This window comes from Rhizobium sp. Root491, assembly GCF_001427205.1.
GTDB classification, from domain to species: domain Bacteria; phylum Pseudomonadota; class Alphaproteobacteria; order Rhizobiales; family Rhizobiaceae; genus Agrobacterium; species Agrobacterium tumefaciens.
On sequence record NZ_LMFF01000017.1, the window covers coordinates 629,302 to 645,214 of the forward strand.

The window sequence follows — 15,913 nt, forward strand, 5'->3', positions numbered from 1 at the left end:
GTTCAGCCGAACGTGAAGGCATAGGCCTGCACGCCGGGGTCGAGGAAGCGGATAGCAAAGGTTCTCGCTGCGACGGTGCCGGACTGGCGGACGAGCTGGTAAAGACGGGTTGAGGTGACGACGCCATTGCCCTCGGCATCCGTGTCGGCGCCGTGATCTGCGCCCGGCGGATGCCCGTCGATGGTGACCTGGAAACGAACCGGTTTTCCGGCGCTTGCCGGCCCAAGGACCAGATGCAGGTCACGGGCGCTGAAGCGGTAGGTTATGCCGCCATCAGCCGCATCAAGTGTGGCCGCTTCCGCGCCAACCGTCCAGGTACCGGAAAGTCCCCATTCGTTGAGAGAAGGCGTCGTGACGGAGTAGTCGCGCGGCGTGTCCGCGCGCACCGCCTCGTTAGATGCGAAATTCTCAGCCTGTCCGTAGCCGATATAGGTTTCGCCGGAGCGCATGTGCCCGATATCCGCACCGGCTTCAGCCCCTGTCGCCTCCGGGCTCACCGGTGCGCTGGAGGAAGCGCTACTACCGGCTTCACGCAGCAGGTCCTGGATCGCCTCTTCGGTCTGCCGATAATCGCCTTCGCCGAAATGGTGGTAGCGAATCTGGCCCTTGGCATCGATCAGGTAATGCGCCGGCCAGTAGCTGTTATCGAAGGCGCGCCAAATCTTGTAATCATTGTCGATTGCCACCGGGTAATCGATCTTGAAGCCGGCGACGGCCTGCCTGACATTGTCGATCTTCTTTTCAAAGGCGAATTCGGGGGCGTGGACACCGATGACGACGAGGCCCTGATCCCGGTATTTGTTTGCCCAGGCCCGCACATAGGGAATGGTGCGGATGCAGTTGATGCAGGAATAGGTCCAGAAGTCGACGAGGACGACCTTGCCACGCAATTGCTCACGCGTGAGCGGCGGGGAGTTGAGCCACTCGACGGCGCCGTCGAGGGATGGAGCCTTGCCTTCAACCGGCAGCTCTGACCGGGCCGCGGCAGCGCTGGCGCTGGCGCCTGCCGCGGTCGCCGCTTCAGGCGCTTTGGTGGTGCGGAGCCGATCGAGCACCTGCTGTTCGAAGGATGCCGTGCTCGCATAGGAAATCTGCGACAGGAGACCTGTATCCAGACCGAGCGCGATGACCGTGACGCCGGCAAGCACCGCCGCGCCAAGCACTTGGCGGACCCGCTCGCTGAAACCCAGAGACCGCTTCATACCCGCAAATACACGGCCGCCGATGAGGATGGCAACGGCAAGGGATGTCGCTGCCCCGGCGGCATAGGCGGCAAGCAGCAGGCTCGTTTCCAGATTGGCCCCCTTCAGGGCCGCCCCCGTCAGGACAAGCCCGAGGATTGGTCCCGCGCAGGGTGCCCACAAAAGGCCGGTGGCGATGCCGAGTATCAGCGAGCCTGCAATCGTCGGTACTGACCCGGGCTTGCCGGCGGCATTGGCGAGCCGGTTGCCGAGTTCGACGACCGGGCGGGTGATGATGCTGGCCGCACGGGGCGAGACCAGCCCCACGCCGAAGACCGCAAGCAGCGCAAGAGCCGCGAGCCGGCCATATTCATTGGCGCTGATTGCCCAGCTGCCGCCCACCGCGGCCAGTGTCGCGACGGCGCAAAAGGTCGCCGCCATTCCCGCAAGCAGGGGCAGCGTGCTGCGCAGGAACGGTTGCCCGGCCCGCGCAAAAACGAAGGGAAGGATGGGCAGGATACAGGGGCTGAGAATTGTCAGCGCCCCTCCGAGATAGGCAATGACCAGAAACGTCATCATCTTTTCCTTTCAGGCAGGAGTTCTGGGCTCCGGTCGGCGAAGGCGACCCGGTGATGGCGCCAATTTCCCGGCCTCACGTATCCCTGATGTGTCCGGGCTTCGGTGAATTTGTAATCGAGTGTAGAGGCCGCCGTTCGGCGAACAGTCGTGAAAGCGAAATCGCCCGAGCCCCGGCATCGGTTACGGTGCATATCGCGTGAAGACGAAATCATGGTCCTTGACGTTGCCCTCGTGGCAGGAGAGGCACGTCTCATGCTGGGCGGCATCCACCGGCTTGCCGTTGACAAACCGCCCAAAGCCCCAGCCGTGGCTGGCGGCATATTTCCTGGAGTCTTTCACCATCACCTGCACTGTGGTCGCCGCGCCCGGAATCGTGGCCGGCGGAAACTCCGTGGATTGCTGCCGCTTATAAGCGAGCTTCACCAGTATCGAGCCGTCGGGAAAGGGCAGGGTTCCGCTCTTGTAGGCGTCGACGGCGACATCGTTTGCCAGAACAGCGCGAAGCTCGTCCAGCAGCGGCGCTTCCTGCGCGGGCGCGATGAACTTCCAGTCACGATATCCTTCGGGAAGCGTGACACCATAGATGGGAGAAGCAAGTTCCGGCGGCGTGTCCGCTGAGCTCGAATAAACGGTTCCAAAACCTGCTGCCGCACCCGATAGGGCGACGGCGAAGAAAATCTGCCTCTTCATGAGAAATCCTGCCTGATCCGAAATAGATCAGGCAATGATCTGCCCTGCAGGTATCCGGCATGTTTCCTGAAACCCGCATTTATGTATCAGATCGTAGCACTGCGCAGTGCCCCCGGAGGCATGTCACGCTCAAAGACCGGCGAGCACGCTCACGTCATCGTCTTTTGGAGCTTCCATCGCGAACTTTATCGCCTTCTGGATCTCGTCCTCTATTGCCTTCCTCTCGTCAGGTGGCATGGCGGCGAGGTCGCCTTCGGACAATCCCCGCGCCTCCAGATATTGGGCCCGGATTTTCTCACCAAGGCTCATATTTGCCCAGCGGCTAAGCTCGTCCTCATCCGAGCCTGTGCCGCCGCCCTCAAGCGGCGTCTCTTCTATTCCGCCCTCTTGCCCCCGGAGTGACCAGAGTGCGTTGGCAAGATTGGAGGAGAGCGAAGGCGCGGCGCCCCCTCCGATCAACGATGCCGACCGTTCGGGTGTGGGATTGGACACGGCATGGGAAACGTCCTGTGGCCGCGAACGTATGTAAAGCGAGGCGGTGGAGCCAATTCGATCGATTGCAGACATGGTATATCTCCTTCCGTCGCAATCTGGTTCGGGTGGCTTGTGTCTGGCTGGTCATGCTGCTTGCCTGCGTTCGGCGACGTCTCTTTGGTGACCACGAGCACATTTCTTTCGTCACCTCGCCGGCGGAATTGCGCAAAATCATTCCGAAGCAACGAGAAGTCGTGAAACTTTTTGGAGCGCGGCGAGTTTGGTGAAGGAGCAATCAGCTCGCATGTCTCACTGCATATAATCGCCGCTACGCGGAGGATTGATCGTCCATTCGGAGGAGATCGCATGAATTCCATCATCTATCTAGTCGGCCTCGTCGTCGTCGTCCTGTTCATCCTCTCATTGTTGGGGCTACGCTGATGGTTGATCCAACGGGTATCGAAACGAATCCAAACCGCAGCTATGTGGATTGGCCAGCGATTTTCGCCGGTGCCGTCATTTCCTCGGGCGCCATGGCTATTCTCACCGCGTTCGCGGGCGGCCTGGGCCTGAGTTCAATCTCGGCGGACAATGGCGGCGAGGTCAGCACAGTCTGGCTCATCATAACCGCGCTCTTCGTCATCATTTCCATGGTCGGCTCCTATATGCTGGGTGGCTATATTGCCGGCCGCATGCGTCGGCCTGCCGGCGCTGCCGACAGGAACGAATTGACCGTCCGCGATGGTGTGAATGGCCTGGTCGTATGGGGTCTCGGCACGGTCGTCTCGGCGTTTCTCGCGCTCGGCGTGCTGTCCGGTGGCGCCAAAGCTGTCGGCAGCGTGGCGCAGACCGCTGTTGAGGCAACGGGTTCCGCAGTCGGTGGCGCCGTTCAGGGTGCTGGCCAACTTGCGGGCGGCATCATTTCCGGCGCTGGCAGCGCAGCAGGTGGTCTGGCACAAGGAGCCGGTCAGGCTGCAGCGCCCAGCATCGAGCAAATGCTTCCGCAGGGCCTGAAAGCCAATCCAATCGACTATTTCACGGATAGTCTTTTGAGAACCGATGCGCCCGCTGCCCCTCTGACGGGTGACCAGAGCGCCGGCGACTATCAGCGCCAGATCAGCGGCATCCTCGGCAATCTTCTTGCAACCGGTGAGATATCTGATGCCGACAAGACATGGCTCGCCAATCAGGTCGCTGCCCGCACTAACATCAGCCAGACGGATGCGCAAACGCGCGTAAACCAGACGGTTGAACGCGTGCAGGCCGTCAGGGCGGAAGCGCAGAAGAAGGTTGATGAAGCACAGAAGCAGGTCGAAACCCTGAAGGCTGAGGCGCAGAAGGCGTTGGACGATGCCAAGGCCAAAGCTGCGGATGCTGCAGAAAAAGCGCGCGTCGCAGGCATTCTGACCGCGTTCCTGCTGGCCGCTTCCGCACTCGTTTCTGCTGCCGCTGCTTATATTGGTGCAGTACACGGTGGCCGCCACAGAGACGAAGGCCGTATCTGGGGTGGTCTTTCCTACCGCAAGTAACCAGAGCGACGGCAAAAAAAATCGGCTTTTCACAAATGTCCTGCCCGGACCAAATTCCGGGCAGGACTTTCGTTTTAGGTATCTGCCGTCACGGACAGGGTCAATCGCGACGCTGCAGCAAGGCAAGTGCGACCGTGGATGCCGCAAGGACAGCGGTCAGCGCCAGCGGCGCAGTGGCACCGTAGGAATCCACGATATAGCCGCCGACAACCGCCCCGATACTGATAGCCACCTGGAAAGAAACAACCATCAGGCTGCCTGCCGCTTCCAGAGCATCGGGTGCGCCGCGGGAAAGGTTGGTCGGCAGCACCACGGGCGCCATGCCAAAGGCAAGACCCCAAAGCGCGACGAGCGCGAATGCGGCACCGCTATGAACACCCCATAGGACGAGGGCGATTGTTGCAAATGCCATCAGGGCGGCGGTAACGATGAGCGCGAGGCGGATGCTGGTGTCTGCCATGCGGCCTCCCAGCACATTGCCGATCACGGAAGCGACGCCAAAGCCGAGCAGGGCGAGAGCAATCGGCGTGGTCTCAAGCAGCGTCACCTGTTCGAGAAACGGACGCACATAGACCGAACCGGCAAAATGCCCCGTCATCAGCAACAGGATGGCAAGCATCCCCAGTTGAACGCTGCGCCGCCGCGTCAGCCGGAAAACATCGGAAAGACTGTTGCTTGTACTTGCCGGCAGCGAGGGCAGGCTGAATATTTGTAGCAGCATGGCAATGACGGCAAGCCCCGCCGTCATCGACATGGCAATGCGCCATCCCACCCAGTCGCTGATCAAGGCGCCCATGGAGGGCGCCGCAATGGTGGCGAGTGAAACGCCGAGTGTGACGATAGCCATGCCGCGCCCGGTCGAATTCGCGCCAACGAGCCGCGCCACGACAGCAACCGAAAGTGCCCAGAAGCCGCTGAGCGCAATACCCAGTCCAGCCCGGCCCACCAACAATAGCCAGAAATCGGCAGCAACTGATGCGAGAATGTTGGAGCCGATCGCCAGCGCGCTGAGACCGACAAGCACCGTCTTGCGGTTCAGCTTGCCGATGAGAACATTGCTCAGCAAAGCGGTCACAGCACCTACCGAGGCCGTCGCGGTGACGACTTGTCCCGCCGTACCCTCCGTAATGCCGAGATCGCGCGCCATGGGCGTCAACAATCCCGCTGGCAGAAACTCGGCCGATACCAGCGCAAAGCTGGTGGCCGCCATCGAAAGAACCGCAAACCAGGTTGCGGCGGTCCATGCGGGTTCCTCTGCGGCCTCCAGGCCAATCGTTGACCCATCAAATTCTGATGTCGTGTCCGTCATGGTGTCTCTCCTTGAGTTGGGAGAGTTTTAACCGAATTTTTTCGGATGATATGTATCTAAAAATCCGAATTTCATACCTATTCCTCCGAAATTTGTGCGTTGCACAATCTTCCTTGCGCACTGCGCGGGCCGGATTATCCCACGTATCCGTGCCATCCTTCTTTGCCTTGCGATCACAGGGGAACCACAGCTTGATGCGGCCATATTGATCCGGATGGATTTCTTTGTCCTCAGGGCCAGCGACGATTGCCACCTGCGCGCCCTCAATGCGCGGGCGTTTGGTTGACCGGAATCCCGTTCATAAGGCATGCTTAAGTATAGATTAATATAAATGATAAATATATCTATATTGATTTACTGCGAATCAAGCGATTCTACTGATGATAAGGGGTACTTATCGATGGTTAGAACGCCAACTGACAGCCATACCATGTAAGGAACCGGAATATTCATATAGAGTTCCTTTAGGAAATCATTTACCATGATTTCAATGGCTTACGATCTCGCGAGAATCAGCATGACAGCCTTGTTGGAGCCGGCATTTCGGGCCGGTGTCGACCTTGCGCGTCTGGACGAGCGCATCGCCCGTTCGCCGGTCGGCGCCGGCTGGATCGAGCGCACCCACTTCGTCGATGCCTGCGCATCGCTGTGGATCGACGGCGAACTGGTCCATCTCGAAGACCTCGTCCTGCACGACGCCACGCGGGATATTCGCACACCAACCCACGAGCTGACAATCGCCCGCGATGTGCTGCGAACGCGTCGGTGTATCGCCGGCCAATCGCCGGATTGGGCGTTCTCTGCCGACGGCATCCGCTCGCTGCGGAAAACCTCGGAGATCGGGTCGGGCGGCGGGGACGAGGCGACGACGGCAGAAGTAAATTGGCCGGCGGCCGCGATCGACTCGGAAGGGGAGGGGGAAGATGTCGACGGCGCCGTCGAAAGCCTGCCCGGCGTTGACTACGCGGCCATCGATGCGCTGCTCGCGCGCTCTGACGCCGCGATCGAACGAGCCAAAAAGTCCGGCCGGGCTCCGGCCGATCCGCTGGTCTATGATCTCGACTGGGATGAGGATGCCCGACTCGACGAATGGCGCGGCGTGTTGCGCCAGGTTGAAAACCTGCCGGCGGTTCTGCAGGCGATCGTCGCCCTCGATTCCTGGAACGAGCTTGCCGTCCTGCAGCACGCGCCTTGGCTCGGCCGGCTGCTCGCCGCCTCTCTTCTGCGCCAAGCCGGTGTCACGACCGGCGCGCATCTTGCCGCCATCAATCTCGGACTGAAAACCATTCCCGTCGATCGGCGCCGGCATCGTGATCGGGAGACCCGGTTGCTCGCCATCGCCCACGGGTTTTTGGCGGCCGCCGAGATCGGTCTGAAAGAGCATGACCGGCTATCGCTGGCGCGCACACTGTTCGTGCGAAAACTGGAAGGACGGCGAACGTCGTCAAAACTGCCGGAGCTGGTAGAGCTCGTCATGGCAAAGCCGCTCGTCTCTGCCGGGATGGTGGCCAAAACGCTCGAGGTCACGCCGCAGGCGGCGCGGCGCATTGTTTTGGAGCTCGGCTTGAGCGAGATGACGGGGAGGGGGAGGTTTCGGGCGTGGGGCGTGGTGTAGCAGGCATTGCCTGAATGGAGGAGCTATGCGCGCTTTGCCTTTTTAATTGCCCGGATCGTGGTCGTGAGAGGCACCATAATGGAAACTTGAAGATGTCGCCGTGAGAACAAGACGTTGGCTAAGTCTTGGAGACTTGACGCGGAGGATATTTTAACGGCGAGTATATATTATGTTCGGAGATATTTGGGGTTGTGGGGGCAAGTGTGAGCACGTGGGAAGCTGGTGACGTACGGGAAAATGGATTTAAGATTGCGTGGGCGGAGCTGAAAAGGCGTACGCGTAAGCCTAGAGGTGAGGTGGTATATTGGTGCTACTTTGTTTTCGCGGTTTGCGTGCTCGGGGGCGTTGGTGTCCTCCTTGAGTTTGCGCGGTTTGTTTCTGCCAAAGAGACGGTTTCTCCTGATGGTCTCTTCACGGCATTCGTAACCTTCTTCCCAGCTCTCATCGGCTCCTCCGCCATGCAGATCATGTTCGATAAGGTGAACGACCGTCGCATGATGGCGATCTCTGTTAGCTCGCTGATTTTGACCCTCGGCGTTTCAGCAGCACTGATACTTTTGGGAAGTTCTGCCAGCAAATTTTCGTGGGGCTTGGCATCGTTATTCTGTGTTTTTGCGCTGTGGGTCTGGTGGATTGCAAACGCCGACAATCCGGGCCTTTACGATAATCCACCTCCTCCGATCGATGCGCCGACAGGTGGCCCAGACCCAAACATGGCTTTGCAAGGAAACACTGAGGGGTTTGTGTCATGACCGATCGTTACCCTTTCACTGTGAAGGCGCTTAAGGTTGTTCAGCCACTAGATACATTTTACGTCGCGGTTATCCCAGCAAACGTCTTACTTGACGTAGCTTTTAGCGATCGCCTTCGCGCGCGACTTGATGACGACATTGGATACAGAGTGGACGGCACGCAGCGCATGAAATCTGATAAGCGCCAGCCGCAGATTGAGGACTACATCAAGAGGACGGATTCAGCGTTTCCCAATACTATTATCCTTGCCGCCAACTATGATGCTGAGACAGGTCATATTCTCAGTCTTGGTTCACCGGATGAGGATGAGAGTGCTAGTTATGCCGATGATTTGTGGACTGTCTCAGAAAACGGAGACGGGACCTTTGACCTGACTATACCAAGCGGTCGGAAGCTCGCAGGAATAATCGATGGGCAACACCGTCTAGACGGCTTTAGGAACATAGTTGACGAAGACCGACGCGAGATGGAGCTAGTCTGTTCAGTCTTCATGGAATTGAGCAAACCTTACCAAGCGCAGCTGTTTGCGACTATCAACTCCACGCAGAAGCAGGTTGATCGCAGCCTTACCTACGAGCTATTCGGTTACAACATTGATGAGGAGCCTGAGGAACAGTGGACGCCTGACAAGTTGGCTGTGTTCCTCACTCGTCGACTTAACACGCAAAGCGACTCTCCTTTGAGTGGTAGAATCTCGATTTCTCCTCGGCGAGACACGGCGCTGAAACAACTGAATGAAAGTCGAGACTGGCACGTTTCAACCGCAACCGTCGTGGAGGGGATCCTTCGTCTGATATCGGGCAACCCGAAGCGCGATACGAACATTATGTTGTCCGTGAAGGCTGGCACACGATCCATTTTGCGGGATGGAGCGAAAGATCGAACTCCCTTGCGAGAAGTATATCTGAGCGGGAATGATGTTCTCTTGTACACGATTGTACTGAATTACCTAAAGGCTTGTGACAGCGTCTTCTGGCAAGCGGCGGCTCCAACCTCTTTCATAATCAAAACTGTTGGAGTTCAGGCCCTCTTTGACATACTTCGGAAGGTCGTCAGCGAAGCTGTTGAGCGGAAAGATGTGAGCGTCGCCTATTTTTCAAAAGTTCTGTCACCAGCGGCGTCCGTCGACTTTGCAGACGTTGAGTTTAAGAATGCGTCAGGGTCTGGGAGAACCAAGATCCGCCGCACGATTGAAGAATTAATCTCGAGTTCAGAGCATCGTTGATGGCCGACGCCGACGCATCGAAGCTTGCAGCCTACAACCAGAACTCCGAGAATTTCCGCTCGTTGAATCAGTTGATGTGGCAGATCCCATTGATTGCGATGAGTTTGACCGGTGGCCTTTGGTTTGGGGTCTCAAAGACGGATTCTTCACCGCTATTCCAAGTTTGTCTATTGGGATTAGCAGCAGCCGGCAACTTCGGCCTATTAGTCGTATTGCAGCGGCTCAGATATATTATGCAAGAGTACCTTGGATGGTTGAGGAAGTTTGATCCGGAAGGTTTTGTCGGAGCACCTGGTGACGGCTTTTTCACTGGTCCCTATATGGTGAGGCGAACTTTCCAGCTAATGCTTACTTTGGCAGCGATTGCGAGTTTGATTCTGATGGGCGCGACAATCCAACAAGCAGGATGGATAGGAGAAGATAGCAGTGCTCGTGCCGTGGCGTTTTACGAGCGCCAAGCGAAAGATCTCGCCGAGAACTATGAGCTGATTCCATTCGACCAAGCTCATCCAATCCTGTTCAATGAGCTGGCGGGTAAGCCACCGAGATCTATCCTGGATGTAGGGGCGGGTACTGGCCGAGATGCGAATTGGATGGTCGCAAATGGTCATAGCGTCATGGCGGTTGAACCGGCAGCTTCATTCCGAGCTCTGGCGACACGCCTCCATCCGAATTCCTCAGCTCAATGGATCGATGACCGGCTCCCGAAGTTAGAAAAGTTAACTGCGCAGCGTTTCGACTGGATCGTCCTGAGTGCCCTTTGGATGCATGTTCATCCTAAAGACAGGGTAGACGCACTAGCCCGGTTAAAGAGCCTCTTGAAACCCGCTGGCAAAATCTACATCACCCTGCGCCTAGGGCCGCCTGATACTGCTCGTGAAATCTATCCCGTTACCGTCGAAGAGCTTCGTGATCTCAGCAGACCGCTTGGTCTGAAGGTCCAAGAATTCGGTGAGCGCGAAGATCTTCTCGGTAGACAGGAAGTTAAATGGCGAACGGTGGTTTTGTCGCTATAGTGCCTCGAGGGGACTCGCTCAGCCTAAGCGGATCAAGTACCACCGAACGCTATCCGTGAAACCCTTTTCCAACAACTGATGACCGTCCGAACTTACCATATGCGGTATATCGATGTCCGCAAGAGGGTCGGTGCACTCAACTCGAATGTACGAGCCTGACGGCAATTTGCGGACCGCCTTGCGAGTTCGCGTAACTGGGATCGGGCAGTTAAGCCCCTTCATGTCCAGGAGATAGATTGTCTCGTTGTCTGAAATCACTTGCGCACCAATGTTTCCACGTCAGCTAGAGATAAAAGGTAACCATGTGCCCGGGTGGCATCAGTACCGGACAACTTGACGATCATATCTCCACGCCCAAGCAAATCCTCAGCCCCAGGCTCATCGAGTATGATCTGGGATTCCGAGCTCTTCTGGACTGTGAGAGCAATTCTCGCCGGCACGTTGCTCCGTAGCTGCCCCTTAAAGGTTTGAGCGTCAGGACGTTGCGTCGCAAGGATCAGATGGATGCCTGCGGCGCGTGCTAAAGTTGCCAACCGAACAAGGCGTGCCTCGGCGTCGCGATCCTGGCTTACGAGATCCGCGAGCTCGTCGACGCACGCCACGATAAATGGATCGTTCATTCCCTTCTTGGCCGCTTCAGCAAGGCTGTTAACACCGAGCTCTCTCATGCGACGATAACGGTCGTCCATTTCGATCGTTAGGTCCTCCAGCATCGTACCGCACTCAGCCAGTCCGATCGCCATTTTGTCCCGCCAGAGAAAGCGAGAGTTGGCGTAAACACCGAATTCGACTTGCTTTGGATCCATTAGGGCAAGTCGCAAAGTCGAAGGGGAATGCTTCGTGATCAGCGAAACCAAAAGGGAATGTACGCAAACACTTTTACCTTGGCCAGTCGCGCCGCCGACCAACAAATGCGGTGCGTTGACCAGATCGAACTTTATTGGTTTGCCTATGACGTCCACGCCAGGACTGACGATGAGATTCTTACCGTCAGTTGGCACTGAACTAAGGGCTTCAAGCAGAGCCTGTTTTCCTTCAATTCGCCAGGTAGCCCGTGGTCGAGGAATATCTAGAAGAACAGTGCGAGCTTCGTCGCCGGCGCTCCATGAAGGCATCTGTTGCTGAAGATTCATGGACAAAGCAAGCCGTTCCAAACCACGCTTCAATTTGTCCAGCTGATTAACGTCCCGCAACGCCACCTTGTACTGCGTCAAGCGCGGACCATGGACGACGCCTTTTACTTCGCCATTCACGCCGATCTCAGAGAGGCTGCGGACGAGTTGCGCAGACTGGTCGTCAGCAGGAGCAACTTCCTGTGTTATCTGCGGGACCGCCGCTGTTCGCGTCGAACGGTCGGGCAGGTCGGCCCGTCGCTTCACAAGGGTACCAACGAAATCATCAAAATCTTCGTTGCTATTTTTCCAATCCTCGTAAAGTAAGCCTGCGCCACGGTGCCAGTGCTGTCTTAGCTGACTCCGAAACGTGTCCATTCCCTCGGAGCTGGCGGACCCGAACGTCTTCGCATGCGTGAGTACTAGCCCTACCCAGATCGCGACGTCATCCTGCGTGAACAGAGATGAGGCCGGGATTTCCAACCCTTTCGCATCGACTAACTCATCGGCGAGAGCGCCAAGTGATAGCGATCTGCCGATCGCCAACCTTGCGACGGCAGCTTTGGTGGATAAACCAAGAACCTCCATAAGGTTCTTAGTAAGTCCGTCTGCATGTGCCGACGTTCGAAAGCGTGCGGCCATAATCTGCTGGAGACTTACGCTGCTCATGCGACGTCCTCCAGAAAATACCGATCCTCATAAGCCGTCGTTCTGCCAATGCCATCGCCGACATCAGCGTGCTCCAAGAGATACGTCTTCGAAACGTTGTCGCGGATGCGCTCGAAGAAACCTCCATCGATTTCTTCGTCCTGACTCAGAAGGATCACCTGGCGGCTCTTTTCGCCGGTCCAATATTTCAGAATATTTTGACGGTGCCTGCTGTCCAGTCGGCCGAGCGGTGTGTCAACAACAAGGGGTGCCTTAACGCCGGATACGCGTGCCAAGCCGGCGATAAGCGCGGTCGCGAAGATCTGGTTTTCGCCGGCGGAGCGGTCGAACGAGAGTGGTTTGCCGGATTTGCCAAGGATCGTAGTTGTACCGTCATCCCTGATTTCTATTTTCGACACCTGATCCTTATGTGCCAATTGCTTGTAGACTGCCGTCATGTTCGCGGCGAGTTCCTTGACCTTCAATGGGAAAAGGGCGGGAATAACCGCTTCGATGACTCTCCGGACGCGGTCCGATCGCTCGATGATCGCACGCGCCGGCGATGATTCATCGAGCTTTCGGCGCTCGCGCTCGTAGTCTGCCCTCTGAGACGTAATCTGCGCCTCCAACGCGACAAGACGTCGATCATCGGCTCTATGCTCATCGTCCAAGGAAGTCATTTGATCTTGAACGTTTTTCAACTCGGCGGTCAAAGACGCCAAAGTACCGTCGCGGTCGATCCCTTCCAAGCGGGTGATCTTTCGCCCGAGCTCGTCAATTCGGTCCGTCAGATCCGTTTCGGATCGCAGTACGTCCTGAATTTCCTGATACCCCAGAGACATGCTCCCGAGCGCGGAGAGCACGCGCTCTCGGTCCGCTGACGAAAGATAATCGTGGTCGATCACATCTGCACAGTCGTTTGGTGGAGGATAGAACAGGCTTGCCCACGCGGCATTCATCCGGCCGCGGATGGCTTCAAGCTGTTCGTCTGTTAACGGTGGATCGATTTCAGGGTTGGTTTGGCTCTCGTAAGCCGACTTGAACTCCAACTGGCGAGGTTCCAGTGCGCGCTTTTCTGCCTCCCATTGGAACCATCGCTGCTCTCTTTGGAGCTGTGTTTCGTAGGCGGCGACCAGTTCTTTGGAGACGAGATGAAACGGCAGGCGTACAGCCAAAAAGTCCTCAAGCTTTCGGTGAGTGTCTCGCAGCTGCCCTCGGACTTGCTCTCGCTGTTCTATAAGGTCTTTATAAGTCGCGGTATCGCCGCCACCGCCGCCGGCTGCTGTAACCCTCTCAAGCAGAGACTGAAACTCACCATCAAGCCGCCCCCGCCGGTGGGTGGCTTCGTCGAGCTTTCTCTTGAGTTCAGCGGCAACTCGTTCGTTTTCAGAGAGCTGGTTGAAAAGCAGCGTGAGCCTGTCTTCATCGACATTCGCAACTGTTTCGCGCTTCGAGCGCTCAAATTGCTTCAACCGATCTGCGAGATTGCGCAGCAAGACGACACCAAGGAGACCCTCAAGCCCCTGTTTGACCTGCTCTACCCGCCCTTGGTCGGCGAGCTTTTTGACCTCTTCGCCATCGAAAAAGAAGAAAGGTGCCACGTGGGCAGGGACAAAAAACTCGTCCAACGCCTCGGAGAGATGGAAGGAGTTTCGGCCATCAGAGCGCGGTAGCTGCGGTACGCCGCGGAGGATCTCCCGATAGGTCGCCTCTTCATCTGTCCAGCTTCCGTTGGAACGAAAATACCATTTCCGCGCGATTTCTACGGCCTTGCTTTTCGTTCTGTGAATGACAACCTTCACCATCATCGTATCTCGACCAGCTCTGAGGGCTTCGCCATTGAAGGCTTTCTCGAGGAAGGTCGGATAGCCTCTCGTCTCGTCCGTTTTCAATCCGGCGCGAGCCAGGTGCGACATGGCATCCTTACCGTAAAGGCACAGGTAAAGCGCCTCAAGTATGGAAGTTTTCCCGTAACCGTTCATACCGCCGATCAGTACTACATTGCGGCCATCGGACGGTTCAGGAAAATCGAATTCCTGGCGTTGATATGATTTGAAGCAAACGAGCTCAATCTTAGAAATCCACATGTGCCTAATGCCCGCCCTTTAATCCATTCGCCCGAGGATTTCTTCGATCCGTTGATAGATGCCGGCGGCGCGCTCCTGATGCTGCCGAGCGCGCTGAAGGCCGACAAGCTCGGCCAAAACGTCAACCGGGACATTGTTTGCGGACGCGATCTCCGTCAGTACGCGACTTGCCTCGTCGTCGGCCCATAGCGGCAAGTCATTCAGCGGCGCTTCCTCGTTGAAAATGTCAGACATCGGCCAAGCCCCCCTGAGCCTGCAATTCTTCGGCCCAATGGCCATAGATCAGCTTGAGCTCCTCTTCTCTGATGAGCTGGTCGCCAAACTTTTCCTGGACATCGAAAAGCCTGGTCAGGATCTCGCGACGCGCCTGAATAGTGAAAGGCCCAGGTATGTGCTTTCCGTTCAAATCAAAGGAAAGCTTTCCGTTTCGCCTGACAATCTGACGCATCTCCGGATTGTTTCGGATCGAGCGAAGCCAATCACGAAAATCGATGAGCGGTTGGAAGTGATGCTTTCCAGCATCTACAAAGCCTTGCAGACTTTTGTCTTTCTCCACAACTGTACAGGTCCAGCAACCAAACCGACTGTTGGAGGTTCCGCATCCCGGGGCTTCGTCAGCACTCAAAACTACCGGGCATTCACCGCCCTCAGAGTCGCGATATAGCTTAATCAGCGAAGAATGATCGCCACCCCACGGAGCATGATATGTTCCGAGGATCTCCCAGACGTCTTCCAGTCCCAGATCCACGATGGGCCGGTAGATCAATGCTCCGGGAAGTCGCTCGTGTGGAGATAGATTGCCTCCACGCCCATTTTGCCACTTTTCGATCGATCTCTGGCGAGACTGGCTTTCATCGCGGCGAACACCTAGAATCACGATTGCCGCGCCGGACTCCGAGACTTTGTCTTTGATGTACCCGCTGGTCGGCTGGATCTTTAGGCGGTCGGTGCACCAGCGCATCGTCATATTCGGGCTTGGGTACCCCTTGCCGATCAACAGGACCCAAAAGGTCTTGTCCGGATCAGGCTGTGTCCGAGCTACCGTGATTGGCAGATCCAAGCTCTCAGCCGCTTCAGATATTCGAGCGGTAACCTGGTCAAGGTGGCCAATCACGAGAGGCGACTCCACCATTGTATCATTGGATACGATATGGATGGGGCGAGTGCGTTTCGAGGGCGAGATGTCTAGCAATGCTTCAAAGACGGCGTGGGTGACCACCGTGCTGTCTTTACCACCCGAAAAACCGATGATCCAAGGGTAATTCTGTGTTTCGGAGAGGTACTCCCTCTTCACATTCTCGACTATTGTCGACCAGGTCTCCTCGATTGAAATCTCGTCGTCGAGCTGTAGCGGAACAAATGCCATTATCTGAATTCTTTCGATACGCGCCGTGAAAGCGGAAGTTCGGACTGCGCGTCATCGTCATGCCGTGCAACAAATTCGGAGACCGCGCGGCGCACGATCCATGCTGTTGATAGATTCATATCGGCCGCAAGCCGCGAGATGGCCGCATGGTCCCTTTCGTCCAAGCTGACGCTAAGTCGAACTGGGTGCTTTTGCCCTTTCGGCCTGGCCATGGTTGCTCCCGTGCAAATTGCAGCATCAAAATGCACCACAAAACCCCAAAAAACAAGTTGTTGGATTGCTTTTCAAGTATATTTTCAGCGTCTGAATCGGCGGAGATTCAACTGAAC

The 15,913-nt window shown here is 56.9% G+C and carries 15 protein-coding genes; 5 read left to right on the top strand and 10 right to left on the bottom strand.

Annotated features, from left to right (window positions below; all coding sequences use genetic code 11):
* Positions 1–2: 2 nt before the first annotated feature.
* From ASD46_RS22950 to ASD46_RS22960, 3 genes are all read right to left on the bottom strand, one after another.
* Entirely contained in the window at positions 3–1,757 is a 1,755-nt protein-coding gene (locus ASD46_RS22950; protein ID WP_060642761.1) for a cytochrome c biogenesis protein DipZ, read from the bottom strand.
* Between the two features lie 183 nt (positions 1,758–1,940).
* Positions 1,941–2,450, bottom strand: a complete 510-nt coding sequence (locus tag ASD46_RS22955) for a cytochrome P460 family protein (protein WP_060642762.1) — start codon at positions 2,448–2,450, stop codon at positions 1,941–1,943.
* Positions 2,451–2,579: 129 nt separating this feature from the next.
* A complete protein-coding gene (locus tag ASD46_RS22960; RefSeq protein WP_060642763.1) occupies positions 2,580–3,017 on the bottom strand; it encodes a hypothetical protein in 438 nt (145 codons plus the stop codon).
* A 347-nt stretch (positions 3,018–3,364) separates the two neighbouring features.
* Between ASD46_RS22960 and ASD46_RS22965 the strand changes: the two genes are divergently transcribed.
* Positions 3,365–4,453: a hypothetical protein gene (locus ASD46_RS22965; RefSeq protein ID WP_035199154.1), complete on the top strand. Its 1,089-nt coding sequence runs from the start codon at positions 3,365–3,367 to the stop codon at positions 4,451–4,453.
* 100 nt (positions 4,454–4,553) lie between these two features.
* On the opposite strand, the gene ASD46_RS22970 is transcribed toward ASD46_RS22965, so the two are convergent.
* On the bottom strand, positions 4,554–5,762 hold the full coding sequence (locus tag ASD46_RS22970; RefSeq protein ID WP_060642764.1) for an MFS transporter: 1,209 nt from the start codon (positions 5,760–5,762) through the stop codon (positions 4,554–4,556).
* 481 nt (positions 5,763–6,243) lie between these two features.
* Between ASD46_RS22970 and ASD46_RS22975 the strand changes: the two genes are divergently transcribed.
* The 4 genes from ASD46_RS22975 to ASD46_RS26740 all read left to right on the top strand — a co-directional run bounded on the left by ASD46_RS22975 (position 6,244) and on the right by ASD46_RS26740 (position 10,371).
* Positions 6,244–7,377, top strand: a complete 1,134-nt coding sequence (locus ASD46_RS22975; protein ID WP_060642765.1) for an RHE_PE00001 family protein — start codon at positions 6,244–6,246, stop codon at positions 7,375–7,377.
* Between the two features lie 203 nt (positions 7,378–7,580).
* Positions 7,581–8,129: a hypothetical protein gene (locus ASD46_RS22980; RefSeq protein ID WP_156390091.1), complete on the top strand. Its 549-nt coding sequence runs from the start codon at positions 7,581–7,583 to the stop codon at positions 8,127–8,129.
* Complete coding sequence (locus ASD46_RS22985) at positions 8,126–9,355, top strand: DNA phosphorothioation-associated DGQHR protein 1 (protein WP_060642767.1); 1,230 nt, start codon at positions 8,126–8,128, stop codon at positions 9,353–9,355. Before ASD46_RS22980 ends, ASD46_RS22985 begins: the two co-directional genes overlap by 4 nt.
* On the top strand, positions 9,355–10,371 hold the full coding sequence (locus ASD46_RS26740; RefSeq protein WP_082546237.1) for a class I SAM-dependent methyltransferase: 1,017 nt from the start codon (positions 9,355–9,357) through the stop codon (positions 10,369–10,371). Before ASD46_RS22985 ends, ASD46_RS26740 begins: the two co-directional genes overlap by 1 nt.
* 18 nt (positions 10,372–10,389) lie before the next feature.
* Here ASD46_RS26740 and ASD46_RS22995 read toward each other — a convergent pair whose 3' ends face one another.
* Genes ASD46_RS22995 through ASD46_RS27960 form a run of 6 tightly spaced genes read right to left on the bottom strand, consistent with a single transcriptional unit; the run spans position 10,390 to position 15,796 of the window.
* Positions 10,390–10,593 (bottom strand): sulfurtransferase TusA family protein, encoded by a 204-nt coding sequence (locus ASD46_RS22995; protein WP_060642806.1) that lies wholly within the window; start codon positions 10,591–10,593, stop codon positions 10,390–10,392.
* Positions 10,594–10,625: 32 nt separating this feature from the next.
* Positions 10,626–12,152 carry a DNA translocase FtsK gene (locus tag ASD46_RS23000; protein ID WP_060642768.1) on the bottom strand — a complete coding sequence of 509 codons (1,527 nt, stop codon included), beginning with the start codon at positions 12,150–12,152 and terminating at the stop codon, positions 10,626–10,628.
* The gene (dndD, locus tag ASD46_RS23005; RefSeq protein WP_060642769.1) at positions 12,149–14,218 is read right to left on the bottom strand and encodes a DNA sulfur modification protein DndD; all 2,070 of its coding nucleotides are present in this window, start codon (positions 14,216–14,218) and stop codon (positions 12,149–12,151) included. Before dndD ends, ASD46_RS23000 begins: the two co-directional genes overlap by 4 nt.
* 18 nt (positions 14,219–14,236) lie before the next feature.
* A complete protein-coding gene (locus ASD46_RS23010; protein ID WP_060642770.1) occupies positions 14,237–14,452 on the bottom strand; it encodes a DNA modification system-associated small protein in 216 nt (71 codons plus the stop codon).
* Complete coding sequence (dndC, locus tag ASD46_RS23015) at positions 14,445–15,584, bottom strand: DNA phosphorothioation system sulfurtransferase DndC (RefSeq protein WP_060642771.1); 1,140 nt, start codon at positions 15,582–15,584, stop codon at positions 14,445–14,447. The genes ASD46_RS23010 and dndC overlap by 8 nt, the downstream gene beginning before the upstream one ends.
* Positions 15,584–15,796 carry a ribbon-helix-helix protein, CopG family gene (locus ASD46_RS27960; protein WP_082546238.1) on the bottom strand — a complete coding sequence of 71 codons (213 nt, stop codon included), beginning with the start codon at positions 15,794–15,796 and terminating at the stop codon, positions 15,584–15,586. The genes dndC and ASD46_RS27960 overlap by 1 nt, the downstream gene beginning before the upstream one ends.
* Between the last annotated feature and the right edge of the window lie 117 nt (positions 15,797–15,913).

Coding starts and splice junctions, on each gene's coding strand:
- ASD46_RS22955 (WP_060642762.1), bottom strand. CDS start 2,450: ATGAAGAGGCAGATTTTCTTCGCCGTCGCCCTATCGGGTGCGGCAGCA.
- ASD46_RS22985 (WP_060642767.1), top strand. CDS start 8,126: ATGACCGATCGTTACCCTTTCACTGTGAAGGCGCTTAAGGTTGTTCAG.
- ASD46_RS22975 (WP_060642765.1), top strand. CDS start 6,244: ATGATTTCAATGGCTTACGATCTCGCGAGAATCAGCATGACAGCCTTG.
- ASD46_RS23010 (WP_060642770.1), bottom strand. CDS start 14,452: ATGTCTGACATTTTCAACGAGGAAGCGCCGCTGAATGACTTGCCGCTA.
- ASD46_RS22970 (WP_060642764.1), bottom strand. CDS start 5,762: ATGACGGACACGACATCAGAATTTGATGGGTCAACGATTGGCCTGGAG.
- ASD46_RS22950 (WP_060642761.1), bottom strand. CDS start 1,757: ATGACGTTTCTGGTCATTGCCTATCTCGGAGGGGCGCTGACAATTCTC.
- ASD46_RS22965 (WP_035199154.1), top strand. CDS start 3,365: ATGGTTGATCCAACGGGTATCGAAACGAATCCAAACCGCAGCTATGTG.
- dndD (WP_060642769.1), bottom strand. CDS start 14,218: ATGTGGATTTCTAAGATTGAGCTCGTTTGCTTCAAATCATATCAACGC.
- ASD46_RS26740 (WP_082546237.1), top strand. CDS start 9,355: ATGGCCGACGCCGACGCATCGAAGCTTGCAGCCTACAACCAGAACTCC.
- dndC (WP_060642771.1), bottom strand. CDS start 15,584: ATGGCATTTGTTCCGCTACAGCTCGACGACGAGATTTCAATCGAGGAG.
- ASD46_RS23000 (WP_060642768.1), bottom strand. CDS start 12,152: ATGAGCAGCGTAAGTCTCCAGCAGATTATGGCCGCACGCTTTCGAACG.
- ASD46_RS22995 (WP_060642806.1), bottom strand. CDS start 10,593: ATGAAGGGGCTTAACTGCCCGATCCCAGTTACGCGAACTCGCAAGGCG.
- ASD46_RS22960 (WP_060642763.1), bottom strand. CDS start 3,017: ATGTCTGCAATCGATCGAATTGGCTCCACCGCCTCGCTTTACATACGT.
- ASD46_RS27960 (WP_082546238.1), bottom strand. CDS start 15,796: ATGGCCAGGCCGAAAGGGCAAAAGCACCCAGTTCGACTTAGCGTCAGC.